This is a genomic window from Flavobacterium sp., assembly GCF_044339515.1.
Classification (GTDB): Bacteria; Bacteroidota; Bacteroidia; order Flavobacteriales; family Flavobacteriaceae; genus Flavobacterium.
On record NZ_JBIIVK010000042.1, the window covers coordinates 20,673 to 33,251 of the forward strand.

Consider the following 12,579-nt stretch of genomic DNA (forward strand, 5'->3'; position numbering starts at 1 on the left):
AACTCGCAACCTTTATAACTGTATCTGCCGTTCAATCTGCTGCTCCAAAGAAATAAACGTTTCCGTTCGAGAAACACCATCAATCGGCTGAATTTTTTTATTAAGCAATTGCATTAAATGTTCATTATCTCTACAAATTATTTTAACCAAAATACTCCAATTACCGGTGGTATAATGACATTCCAACACTTCCGGAATTTTTTTCAATTCCCGCACAGCATCCGAGTTGCTTGATGCTTTATCCAAATAAATTCCAACAAAAGCCATTGTTTTATAACCTAACACTTTATTGTTAATCACAAATTTAGAACCCGAAATTACACCGGCTTCTTCCAATTTTCGCAATCGTTGATGAATGGCCGCTCCTGAAATTCCTATTTTATTGGCAATCTGTAAGATGGGTTTTCGGGCATCTTCCATCAGATCACGAAGAATTTCTTTGTCGATGCCATCAATTTCAATTTCAAGTGAATTGATTTTCATAGTTATAAATTTTAATTAAAAATACAAAATTACTTTCAAAAATAACATAAAATCAATTTTAAAGTTTCAATAGTATCAATTTTACTTTTTTAAAGAATTACAGATTAAAAAAATCAATTAGGATTCTTAAACTAAAAAAATTAAATTTGTTAATCAACTGGACTAAACTTCATCTCATGAGAAAATATATTCAAGCATTGATTTTTTTATTCACAATAACACTTTCATTTGCTCAAGATTCTATTCAAATCAATACACAGGCTTCCATGAACGGAAGTTTGAATAAGCAATTTGATTATGTTGTTCAAAAATCAAATAATTTTCAAGAGTATAAAGTAGTAAAAAAAGATTTTCTACTGATTTTAAAACGAAATAGTCTTGATTCTATCAACCGATTTAAAACGGAATTGGCCGATTTAAAAAACGAATTTTCAAATCATGCTACTATTGTTCAGCAATTAAAAGATACCTTAAAAACTACGCAGACAGAATTGGATAAACTTAAAATAGCTCAGGATAATGTTTCGTTTTTTGGAGCTCCAATTAGCAAAACGAACTATAATTTGATTATGTGGGGAATTGTTTCGGTATTACTTTTAATATTGGTAATTTTCTTATTTCAATTAAAAGGAGCAAAATCAATTGCCAGCGATGCTAAAAACGCACTTGAAAAACTTGAAGATGATTATGAAGAGTACAAACGTAAAGCCCTTGAAAAAGAACAAAAGTTAGGGCGTCAATTGCAAGACGAAATTAATAAACACAACAAGTCTTCCAAATAATTAGCTTCCTACATTGTTGGGGTTGTAACCCATGTAGGGCACTTCTTTATCTTTAAAAATTACGCCAAACGATTCCAACTCTTTCAAAATTGGATCATAAACTTCTTTTTTAATAGGAAGTTGTACGCCGGGAGTTGTAATTTTTCCATTCAGAATTTGTAACGTTGCAATGGCAACCGGCAAGCCAACTGTTTTGGCCATAGCGGTATACGTCTGGTCATCGCCTAAACAAACCATAATACTATCAATTTGTTTTTTCTTGCCATCCAATTCATAGCCAAATTTGTGGTACATCACAATCATGTCTTTGTCCTCGGGTTGAAGGGCCCATTTTTCGGCTAAAATATGTTCTAAATACTGAGCCGGTGTAGCATTTTTAATTCCGGCCTTTTTAGTAGAATCAAATAAGTCTAATTCCTCAAATTTATCCCAAATCACATCATCTTGATCAATTTTCAGGTAATGACGTAACTTCAACTCCACCGAATCCGAAGGATGATAAGGCAAAAAAGCATTGGTAAAATCACGGTAACTCATGTTTTCTGAATTTTCCATCGGATAGGTATCATCGGTCATTCCTAATTGAACTAGCATATCCCAAGCTTTTGAATAACCAACTCTTCGTAAAGTGCCGCGGTACATGGTTAAGATATCATCCAGACCATAAATACTTCTGTATTTTAACGAATCACGGTTGGCATAACCTTCAAAACGGCCATAACCTTCTACTTCTAAAAATTCGGTTCTGCGAAATAGTTTGTTGTAAGGAATGTATTTGTATTTTCCTTCCTGAATAAATTTTGAGACTCCGCCTTGTCCGGCTAAAACTACGTTTCTTGGATTCCATGAAAATTTATAATTCCACAAATTTGTGTCGCTTTCGGGAGCCACTAATCCGCCACAAAACGACTCAAATTGAATCATTTTCCCACCTTTTGTTCTAATTTCATCTATGATTTTCATGGCACTCATGTGATCAATTCCCGGGTCAAGACCAATTTCGTTCATAAATACCAACCCTTTTTCTTTGGCTTGACTATCTAATTCTTGCATTTTTGGACTAATGTAGGACGCCGTGACCATATGTTTATTGAAAGCAAGACAATCTTCTGCAATTTCAATATGTAGATGAGCCGGTAGCATTGAAATAACGATGTCAGCTTTTTGCACTTCTTTTTGACGTTGCTCAACATTTGCTATGTCTAATAGGATAGGTAATGCATTGGAATGATTATTGGTTTTTTTTTGAGCCAGTTCCAACGACAAATCAGCGATTGTAAGCTTTAGATTTTCCGATTCCGATTTATTTAAAAGGTATTTTATTAAGGAAGAAGCGGAACGACCGGCACCAATAATCAATATATTTCTCATGTTATTTTTTCTATAAAAATCACACAAATGTAGTTAGATGTTATATTCCTAACAAATTTTATAGTGTTAATTCCGTTTGTAGTTGAATTATAATTCTGTAATTTTGATAATTATTTTATTGAAATGAACAGAAAAATAATTCTTTTAGGTGCTGTATTTGGTTTGACCGCTATTATTTTTGGAGCATTCGGAGCACATGCTTTAAAGTCTCTTCTTAATGAAAATCAATTAATTTCTTTCGAGACAGGGGTTCGATATCAAATGTATCACGCTTTGTTTTTATTATGTATTGCTTCAACTTCTCTTGTAACAGAAAAGGCAAAAAAAGCAATTTTTTATTTAGTACTCTTTGGGATTTTATTTTTTTCAGGTTCAATTTATTTGTTGGCAACAAATGGCTTGACTTCAATCGATTTTAAGTTCTTTGGTCCAATAACTCCTGTTGGAGGATTGTTATTAATAGGGGCATGGGCAGTGCTGTTTTTGAATATTCTTAAACAAAAAGGATAAATTTTCAACAAATTAGCAATTGTAAAGATTTAATTTTTACTTTTGCCAAATATTTAAACACAACTAAAGGGTAAATTTATGGAAACATACGCTCAATTTACGAAATCGATTTCGTTGGAAAAATACGGAATCAAAAACACACAAGAAATTGTTTATAATCCTTCGTTTGAAGTTCTATATGAAGAAGAACTAAGTTCTAAGCTTGAAGGATACGAAAAAGGACAATTATCAGAATTAGGAGCGGTAAATGTAATGACGGGAGAATTTACCGGAAGGTCTCCAAAAGATAAATATATTGTAGAAGATGATGTGACGAGAGATACCATTTGGTGGAACTCACCCAAAGCACCAAATGATAATAAACCAATTTCGCAAACTACGTGGAATGCGTTAAAAGAAACAACGGTTAATCAACTTTCGGGAAAGCGATTATTTGTAGTAGATGCTTTTTGTGGAGCCAATGAAAATACGCGACTAAAAGTTCGTTTTATTATGGAAGTGGCATGGCAAGCTCATTTTGTAAAAAATATGTTCATTCGTCCAACGGAACAAGAGTTAGAAAATTTTGGTGAACCTGATTTTATTGTGATGAATGGTTCAAAAACTTCATTTAAAAATTATGAAGAGCACGGATTAAATTCGGAAGTTTATGTTGCTTTCAATTTATCCGAAAAAATTCAAATCATTGGCGGAACTTGGTATGGCGGAGAAATGAAAAAAGGACTTTTTTCTATGATGAATTATTATTTGCCACTACAAGGAATTGCTTCTATGCATTGTTCTGCTAACAAAGGTAAAGATGGCGATGTAGCTGTTTTCTTTGGACTATCAGGGACTGGAAAGACAACATTGTCTACTGATCCAAAACGTGAATTAATCGGAGATGATGAGCACGGTTGGGATGATGAGGGTGTTTTTAATTTTGAAGGCGGTTGTTATGCTAAAACTATCGATTTGAGCAAAGAAAACGAACCGGATATTTATGGTGCCATCAAAAAAGACGCTTTGTTGGAAAATGTTACGTTGGATTCCAATGGGAAAATCGATTTTAAAGATGGTTCGGTAACACAAAATACGCGTGTTTCCTACCCAATTAATCACATTCAAAATATTGTAAAACCGGTTTCAAAAGCGGGTCATGCAACTAAAGTAATTTTCTTGACAGCGGATGCCTTTGGAGTAATGCCTCCGGTTTCTAAATTGACGCCAGAACAAACCAAATATTATTTTCTTTCCGGTTTTACAGCAAAATTAGCCGGAACGGAAAGAGGTGTAACAGAACCGCAACCGACTTTTTCGGCTTGTTTCGGAAAAGCATTCTTATCCCTTCATCCAACCAAATATGGTGAAGAGTTAGTCAAAAAAATGGAGCAACATAAAGCAACTGCTTACATGGTGAACACGGGTTGGAATGGAACTGGGAAAAGAATTTCTATCAAAGATACCAGAGCTATAATCGATGCTATTTTGGATGGTTCAATTGAAAAAGCAGAGACTAAACTAATTCCAATTTTTAATTTCGAAGTACCAACAGCTTTACATGATGTAAATCCCACGATTTTAGATCCGCGAGATACGTATGCTAATTCAGGCGATTGGACAGCAAAAGCAAGCAGTTTAGCCGGATTATTCATTAAAAACTTCCTACAATATACCGACAATGAAGAAGGACAAAACCTAGTACAGTCCGGACCTCAATTATAATTTTACACTAACCAACCAAACGAAAAGAGTCCCGCAATTTTGTGGGACTCTTTTTAATTTAGTATTATTGAGAATTATTTATCCTTATTTGTCTTAGCAATATATTTCTCCAATGCCATTGTCATTGAAGGAGCTTCTGGTGACGGAGCCATAATATCTACACGTAAACCATGTTCTAAAGCTTCTTTTTGAGTGGTGCTCCCAAAAACAGCAATTCTCGTTTCGTTTTGTTTGAAATCAGGAAAGTTTTTAAACAAGGATTTTATACCGGTCGGACTGAAGAAAGCCAACACATCATAGTAAACATCAGCTAAATCGGTCAAATCACTCATCACAGTGCGATAAAAAATACCTTGTGTCCAGTTTACTTTTAATCCATCCAATGTTTGTGGAATATCAAAATTTAATTGGTCTGAAGCGGGCAATAAAAATTTCTCTTCTTTGTACTTTTTAATCAATGGAGATAACTCAACAAAGTCTTTCTGACCTACATAGATTTTTCGTTTTCTGTAGATTACATATTTTTGTAAATAAAAAGCAACGGCTTCCGATTGGCAAAAATATTTTAAATCCTCAGGCACTTTGTATCGCATTTCCTCTGCTACCCTAAAAAAATGATCTACAGAGTTTCTACTGGTTAAGATGATGGCAGTGTAATTGTTTAGGTCAATTTTTTGACTTCGAATCTCTTTAACCGGAACACCTTCGACATGAATAAAGGGTCTGAAATCGATTTTTACTTTATGCTTTTGAATAAGCTCAAAGTAGGGAGAATTTTCTACTTTTGGTTCTGGTTGTGACACCAAAATTGTTTTCACTTTCATATCGAAATTTGTTGTAAAACTAACGTCTTGTAAACCAATAATACATAAAATAGTAGGGGGCTATTTCAAGGGCACAAAGATACAAAATAAAATAAAACATCTTACTTATTAATAAACTTTGATATGATTTTAATGAAATAAGATAGGTTAATGCGTTTGCTATCAGTATAATCAATAGAATTCCGTAAATGATTACGTTCGAATAAACATCATTATAATACAAAATAATGTTAACCGGTAAGATAAGTAAGCCAATAAAAGTGCGGTAACTTACTTTTTGAAGATTAAATTGTTCCATAAAACCTTCAATTTTAAATGATGTAGCAATAATTTTTTCTACTAAGTATTTTGAAAGCACAAAAACACCCAACAATGTAATAATCTGAATGTATTTTATCCAATCGGTTTTGGAAGCTAATTCAAAATAATTTAATAAAATCAGAATGAAAAAGGCAAACGATATCAATTGCACAAAAAACAGACTTATTGTAAACCAGCTCAACATGTGCGATGGATCTTTGTAGATTTTGATGTATTTATCGGTTACAAATAATTTCAAAAATTCATTGAAGCGTACTTCAAAAAAAGTTTTGGTTACAGCAATCAAAACAAAACTCAGGACAAACAAAACCGTTGCCCAATCTTTACTATCCAGTATTCGCTGTTCTAATGTAAAGTCCATAATTCGTGTGTAAAATTACTATTTTTTTAATTCAATTACTTTATTATAATTTTATTATGAATCAACGTTTATAAAAAGTTTACTTTTGCCTTGAAATTTTGTCTTTTTATGAGTAACGGATTAGTAGTCATTCCAACCTACAACGAAATTGAAAATGTTGAAAGTATTATTCGGGCTGTTTTTGCTCTGAAAGAACCATTTCATGTGTTGATTGTGGATGACAATTCCCCCGACAAAACCTTTGAAAAGGTGGAGTTACTGCAAAAAGAATTTCCTTCTCAGCTTTTTTTACAAGTCAGAAAAAAGAAGTCTGGATTAGGAACGGCTTATGTGCATGGATTCAAATGGGCGTTGGAGAATAACTATGCATTTATTTTTGAGATGGATGCCGATTTCTCTCATAATCCTCATGACTTAGCAAAGTTGTATGAAGCCTGTCAAATCGGTCAAGCAGATATGGCTATCGGTTCACGATATGTTCGCGGTGTGAATGTCGTCAATTGGCCCTTGAGTAGAGTATTACTCTCTTATTTTGCTTCGGTTTATGTAAAAATAATTACCGGAATGAAAATTCATGACGCTACAGCTGGTTTCATTTGTTACCGAAGAGAAGTGCTTGAAAAAATAAATCTAGACAAAATTAAATTTGTGGGCTATGCATTTCAAATCGAAATGAAATACAGAACATACTGCAAAGGCTTTACAATTAAAGAAGTTCCTATTATCTTTACAGACCGAACAAAAGGACAATCGAAAATGAGTAATTCGATTATTAAAGAAGCGGTTTTTGGAGTAATTTCGTTACGTATAAAAAAATTATTTAATCGATTATAATCGAAAAGAAGATGAAAAGGATTTTAATAAAAAATGCCAAAATTGTAAACGAGGGTAAAATTTTTGAAGGGGATTTGTTGATTGAAAATCAATTTATTAAGGAAATTGCCGATAGTATTAGTGCCAAACCGGAATACAAAGTAATTGATGCAGAAGGAAATTTTCTGATTCCCGGAGCCATTGATGACCAAGTACATTTTCGTGAGCCGGGACTGACGCATAAAGGCGATATTGCTTCAGAATCAAGAGCTGCAGTTGCGGGAGGAATTACATCGTTTATAGAACAACCCAATACGGTTCCTAATGCTGTTACGCAAGAATTATTAGAACAAAAATACCAAATTGCCGCTGAAACGTCGCATGCCAATTATTCGTTTATGATGGGGGGAACCAACGATAATTTGGAAGAAATATTAAAAACTAATCCCAGAAATGTTGCTGGATTAAAATTATTTTTAGGTTCATCAACCGGTGATATGTTAGTGGATAGTTCAGAAGCACTTGAAAAAATATTTTCTAGCACCAAGTTGTTAATTGCGGTTCACAGTGAAGATGAGGGAACAGTGAAAAATAATCTCGAAAAATTTAAAGCGGAATATGGTGACGATATACCGGTAAAATTTCACCCCGAGATTAGAAGTGTGGAAGCATGTTATAAGTCAACAGTTAAAGTGATTGATTTAGCGAAACGAACAGGAGCCCGCTTACATGTTTTTCATATTTCAACGGCCAAAGAATTGGATTTATTTACGAATAAAATTCCTTTAGAGGAAAAACAAATCACAGCAGAGGTTTGTATCCATCATTTGTGGTTTTCGGATGCCGATTATGAAACGAAAGGAAATTTTATCAAATGGAATCCGGCGGTTAAAACAGAAGCAGATCGAACAGCACTTTGGCAAGCATTGTTGGATGACCGAATTGATGTGATAGCTACTGATCATGCTCCGCATACTTTGGAAGAAAAAAAGCAAGTTTATACAAAAGCACCATCGGGAGGTCCTCTAGTGCAACATGCCGTTGTAGCAATGTTTGAAGCCTACCATCAAGGGAAAATTTCGGTTGAAAAAATAGTAGAAAAAATGGCACACAATCCGGCCAAAATTTTCAAAATTGAAAACAGGGGTTTCATCAAAGAAGGGTATTATGCTGATTTGGTTTTGATAAATCCCGCAATGCCTTGGAACGTAAAAAAGGAAAATATTCTCTATAAATGCGGATGGTCTCCTATGGAAGGAACTAATTTTAAATCGAGAATAACGCACACCTTTGTAAATGGTGAATTGGTTTATCAAAATTCAAAAGTAAATGATAACAGAGCGGGAATGCGATTACTCTTTAACCGATAAAAAAATGAGAGCTAAGTATTTTTTAATGATTTTTTTAACATTGCTTTTTTCTTGTAAAAATGATGGTGTAAAGAAACCATCAAAACTTATTGAGGAAGAAAAGATGGTTGATATTCTTTATGATATGAGTATTTTAGAAGCCATAAGATCAAGTAATCCCGGTGTTTTAGAGGAAAATTCAATTGAAAGTAGAAGCTATATTTATAAAAAATATGACATTGACAGTTTACAATTTTTAGAAAACACAACCTATTATGCTTCCGATTTAAAAAAGTATAGAAAGATGTATGAAGAAGTTGAAAACAGAATTGTAAGCAACAAAATTGTGGCCGATAGTCTTTTAAAAAAGAAGCAAGAAGAAGATGCGAAAAAAGCAGTTGAATTACGGTCGGTTCCGAAAGATTCTCTCAGGGCAAGAAAAATGAAGGAAGCGGCTACTTTTTCGAAAAAGCAAAACTAACTTTTTTTACAACTTCTTGAATGGGTTGAAATTCAAAATTCAAACTTTTTTTTATTTTTTCATTTGAATAAATATCACTAGTGTGTAGAGATTTAGCGGTAGCTCTTGAAAACCTCCTTTTTTGAAAAAATACTGTTGAAAAAAACCAATCCAATCGCCAAGCAATCGAGGTCATCCATGGTTTTGCGAGCATAGTCGGTTTTTTAATTTTTATACCCTCCGCAATCCAAAAAATCAATTCTTTGAAAATAATATTTTCGCTAATTAAAGTAAATCGTTCCCCCGAAATATCACTTTTCATAAGCTGATGCATCACCATCACAACATCTTCTACAAACACAAATCCGGTTGAACCTTTCGTGTAAAACGGAATTCCTTTTTTCACTTTCGTAAAAATCTCACCACTACCTGAATCCCAAAAACCAATGCCTAAAATTACTCCCGGATTTACAATTATACAGTGCAAACCTTCTTGCTCTGCTCGCCAAATTTCCATTTCGGCACCAAATTTAGACAAGGCATAATCACTGTGCGGTTTTTCCGGATTCCATTCGGTTTCTTCGGTAATTACGGTTTCTTTTTCTTTCAAATCACCTAAAGCAGCAATAGAACTTACGTAGCAGAATTTTTTCACACCAAATGCAAGCGAACAATTAACCATGTTGGCGGTTCCTTCGATATTAATTTTACGAAGGTTTTCCTCCTCCACACCATCAAACGAAATAAGAGCAGCACAATGATAGACATAATCGATATTTTCAAATGCCAGTTCCAAGGAAGGAATGTCGTTTACATTGCCCGGAGACCATTCTATTTGATAAAATAAATCACTTTTATTGAGTTGATTAAAAAGATTTCTGGTTTTTTGAATACTGTTTTCACTACGAAATAAAGCCCTAACTTTTTCGCCGTTTTGAAGTAAATGAAGTAATAAATGTGCACCAACTAACCCGGTACCGCCTGTAACTAAATTCATAAAACAAAGATAAATGTTTCTGTTCTACATTTTCAAATTATCGAATTAAAACTATCTTTGCCAAAATTAATTTTATACAGAAATCGTCAATAAAAATGACGCTTCTCGATGAACTTTAAAAATCAATAACATCCACAAATGAAAAATTTAGTAGAAGAGTTACGTTGGAGAGGATTGTTCCACGACATGATGCCGGGAACCGAAGAGCAATTGCTAAAAGAATCTACGACTGCCTATATTGGTTTTGATCCCACAGCCGACTCCTTACATATTGGAAGCATGGTACAAATTATTTTGTTAGTTCATCTGAAAAATTTTGGACATCAACCCATTGCTTTAGTAGGTGGAGCAACCGGAATGATTGGCGACCCATCCGGAAAATCAGATGAACGTAATTTGTTGGACGAAGCGACTTTAAACAAAAATGTAGAAGGAATTAAAAGTGTTTTGTCCCGTTTTTTAGATTTTAATTCAACTGATTCTAATGCTCCAATTCTAGTGAACAATTATGATTGGATGAAAGATTTTTCATTTATTGATTTTGCTCGTGATGTGGGTAAACGAATTACGGTGAATTACATGATGTCTAAAGATTCGGTAAAGAAACGTTTTTCAGGCGAAGGCGAAGGAATGTCGTTTACGGAGTTTACCTACCAATTAATTCAAGGTTACGATTTTTATCATTTACATAAAAATTACAACTGCTTACTTCAAATGGGTGGTTCCGATCAGTGGGGAAATATCACCACCGGAACAGAATTAGTGCGACGTTTAAATGTGAATACTGAAGATGAAGGTGCTAAAGCATTTGCGTTAACCACACCTTTAATCACTAAAGCCGATGGATCTAAATTTGGAAAATCGGAAGGTGGCAATGTTTGGTTAACCGCGGATAAAACTTCGCCTTATAAATTCTATCAATTTTGGTTTAATTCTTCGGATGAAGATGCAGAAAAATACATTAAAATCTTTACCTTTTTAGATAAAGCAACGATTGAAGATTTGATTGAAAAACACAGACAAGAACCACATTTGCGTTTATTGCAAAAGAAATTAGCTGAAGAAATTACGGTTTTTGTTCATTCACAAGAGGAATATGAAAAAGCAGTAAAGGCTTCTAACATTTTGTTTGGAAATTCCACTTCGGAGGATTTAAAACAATTGGATTCGCAAACTTTTTTAGATGTTTTTGATGGAATTACACAAGCGGAAATTTCAAAATTAGAGTTAGAAAACGGAATAGGTATAATTGATGCTTTGTCAGCAAAGTCAGGATTTTTACCTTCAAATAGTGAGGCAAGAAGGGCGTTAAAAGAAAATTCTATTTCGGTGAACCGTGAAAAAGTATCGGAAGAGTTTTCTCTTTCAACAAATGATTTAATCAACAACGAATTCATTTTGTTACAACGCGGCAAGAAAACGTATTTTATTTTACGAGCAGTTTAACCCGCAACTTCAAACCACCATCAAATTACATCCCCGAATATCACTCGCATCAAAACGTCCCAACACTTCAAAAGAATGGTTGGGATATTTTTTGCCCAAATCTTGCGTTGCAATAAAAGAGCAGGAATTGATATTTGCCAAATCGATCACGTTTATTCCACCTGTTTTTCCGTAATCAACATACGTCAATGCATCTTCGGTATCACGAATGAGAATAGACATCCAGGGCGGACATTCAAAAATGCCGTTTCTTAACGAATAGGCTTGCGATAATAATTCGGTCATGCCATATTCGGAATGAATGGTAGGGATGCCAAAACCATTGCATAAAATTGCATGTAATTCTTCGCGGATGATTTCTTTTCGTTTGCCTTTCATGCCGCCGGTTTCCATCACAATGGTATTTTTCAATTGAAAAGATTGTTTTTCAACCAAATCCAAAAGAGCATACGTAACGCCAATCAAAATCACATTCTGACCGGATGAATCCAATTCGATAAGTGTATGAATTAGTTCATCATAATTATTCAAATAAAAACCGCTTTCCGGGTGATTTGAACCCTCAATCAAATCATTGACCATATAAATCAACGATGAACCATCGCGTTCTAAATAGGAGGGAAGTAGAGCTAAAACGACATAATCTTCTATATTTCCATAGAATTGTGAAAACGCTTTTCGAAAACTTTGTTCATATAAAGTTACATCAGTAACCAGATGTTTACTTGTTATAGTTCCTGTAGTCCCACTACTTGTAAACGTTTCTTGAATCGGATTTGACGAACTTAAGATTTTATGACTTTTAAAAAATTGAATCGGCAAAAACGGAATTTCTTCAATCGATTTTACATTGGATTTATCTTTTTTCAAAAGCGTACAAAAACCCTGATAGACATGGTTGTTGTCATACTGATGCCGAAAAACTTTGAGTGTTATTTTCTCAAATTCTTTTTGACTGCTGATAGAAAATATAGCTGGATAAGGATTCATTGGTGCAAAAATAGTGAACCTATTTATGTTTCTCTAAATCTTATGGAAAAAACGGTCAAATTGACCACCTAATTCCGGAGCAAATTGACCATCGATTCCGATTCAAAATGACCACCTAATTTCGGGTCAAATTGACCACCACTTTCCGGTTGAAATTGACCACCGAAA

Annotated in this window: 13 protein-coding genes; 7 read left to right on the plus strand and 6 right to left on the minus strand. The window is 34.0% G+C overall.

Annotation, left to right across the window (positions count from 1 at the left end; genetic code table 11):
* Positions 1-12: 12 nt before the first annotated feature.
* Positions 13-483, minus strand: a complete 471-nt coding sequence (locus ACIQ0M_RS11495) for an Lrp/AsnC family transcriptional regulator (RefSeq protein WP_248432505.1) — start codon at positions 481-483, stop codon at positions 13-15.
* 176 nt (positions 484-659) lie between these two features.
* On the opposite strand from ACIQ0M_RS11495, the gene ACIQ0M_RS11500 reads away from it, so the two are divergent.
* Positions 660-1,265, plus strand: coding sequence for a tRNA (guanine-N1)-methyltransferase (locus ACIQ0M_RS11500; RefSeq protein WP_396152370.1), 606 nt, complete (start codon positions 660-662; stop codon positions 1,263-1,265).
* On the opposite strand, the gene ACIQ0M_RS11505 is transcribed toward ACIQ0M_RS11500, so the two are convergent.
* A complete protein-coding gene (locus ACIQ0M_RS11505) occupies positions 1,266-2,636 on the minus strand; it encodes a saccharopine dehydrogenase family protein (RefSeq protein WP_396152372.1) in 1,371 nt (456 codons plus the stop codon). It lies immediately after the preceding gene.
* Between the two features lie 123 nt (positions 2,637-2,759).
* Here ACIQ0M_RS11505 and ACIQ0M_RS11510 point away from each other — a divergent pair, with 123 nt between their 5' ends.
* Together ACIQ0M_RS11510 and pckA are read left to right on the plus strand one after the other, a co-directional pair.
* Positions 2,760-3,146 carry a DUF423 domain-containing protein gene (locus ACIQ0M_RS11510; RefSeq protein ID WP_396152374.1) on the plus strand — a complete coding sequence of 129 codons (387 nt, stop codon included), beginning with the start codon at positions 2,760-2,762 and terminating at the stop codon, positions 3,144-3,146.
* A gap of 78 nt (positions 3,147-3,224) precedes the next feature.
* Positions 3,225-4,850: a phosphoenolpyruvate carboxykinase (ATP) gene (gene pckA, locus ACIQ0M_RS11515; RefSeq protein ID WP_396152376.1), complete on the plus strand. Its 1,626-nt coding sequence runs from the start codon at positions 3,225-3,227 to the stop codon at positions 4,848-4,850.
* 74 nt (positions 4,851-4,924) lie between these two features.
* Here pckA and ACIQ0M_RS11520 read toward each other — a convergent pair whose 3' ends face one another.
* Positions 4,925-5,674, minus strand: coding sequence for a uroporphyrinogen-III synthase (locus ACIQ0M_RS11520; RefSeq protein ID WP_396152378.1), 750 nt, complete (start codon positions 5,672-5,674; stop codon positions 4,925-4,927).
* A 19-nt stretch (positions 5,675-5,693) separates the two neighbouring features.
* Complete coding sequence (locus tag ACIQ0M_RS11525; protein WP_396152380.1) at positions 5,694-6,356, minus strand: DUF4271 domain-containing protein; 663 nt, start codon at positions 6,354-6,356, stop codon at positions 5,694-5,696.
* Between the two features lie 108 nt (positions 6,357-6,464).
* On the opposite strand from ACIQ0M_RS11525, the gene ACIQ0M_RS11530 reads away from it, so the two are divergent.
* Genes ACIQ0M_RS11530 through ACIQ0M_RS11540 form a run of 3 tightly spaced genes read left to right on the plus strand, consistent with a single transcriptional unit; the run spans position 6,465 to position 8,999 of the window.
* Positions 6,465-7,190: a polyprenol monophosphomannose synthase gene (locus tag ACIQ0M_RS11530; RefSeq protein WP_396152382.1), complete on the plus strand. Its 726-nt coding sequence runs from the start codon at positions 6,465-6,467 to the stop codon at positions 7,188-7,190.
* An 11-nt stretch (positions 7,191-7,201) separates the two neighbouring features.
* The gene (locus tag ACIQ0M_RS11535; protein ID WP_396152384.1) at positions 7,202-8,539 is read left to right on the plus strand and encodes a dihydroorotase; all 1,338 of its coding nucleotides are present in this window, start codon (positions 7,202-7,204) and stop codon (positions 8,537-8,539) included.
* Positions 8,540-8,543: 4 nt separating this feature from the next.
* Positions 8,544-8,999, plus strand: coding sequence for a DUF4296 domain-containing protein (locus ACIQ0M_RS11540; protein ID WP_396152386.1), 456 nt, complete (start codon positions 8,544-8,546; stop codon positions 8,997-8,999).
* Here ACIQ0M_RS11540 and ACIQ0M_RS11545 read toward each other — a convergent pair.
* Positions 8,974-9,975, minus strand: a complete 1,002-nt coding sequence (locus ACIQ0M_RS11545) for an NAD-dependent epimerase/dehydratase family protein (protein ID WP_396152388.1) — start codon at positions 9,973-9,975, stop codon at positions 8,974-8,976. The genes ACIQ0M_RS11540 and ACIQ0M_RS11545 overlap by 26 nt on opposite strands.
* 138 nt (positions 9,976-10,113) lie before the next feature.
* Between ACIQ0M_RS11545 and tyrS the strand changes: the two genes are divergently transcribed.
* Positions 10,114-11,421 (plus strand): tyrosine--tRNA ligase, encoded by a 1,308-nt coding sequence (gene tyrS / locus ACIQ0M_RS11550; RefSeq protein ID WP_396152391.1) that lies wholly within the window; start codon positions 10,114-10,116, stop codon positions 11,419-11,421.
* Positions 11,422-11,430: 9 nt separating this feature from the next.
* Here the strand turns inward: tyrS and ACIQ0M_RS11555 are convergent, their stop codons facing one another.
* Complete coding sequence (locus tag ACIQ0M_RS11555; RefSeq protein WP_396152393.1) at positions 11,431-12,411, minus strand: acyl transferase; 981 nt, start codon at positions 12,409-12,411, stop codon at positions 11,431-11,433.
* Positions 12,412-12,579: the final 168 nt, after the last annotated feature.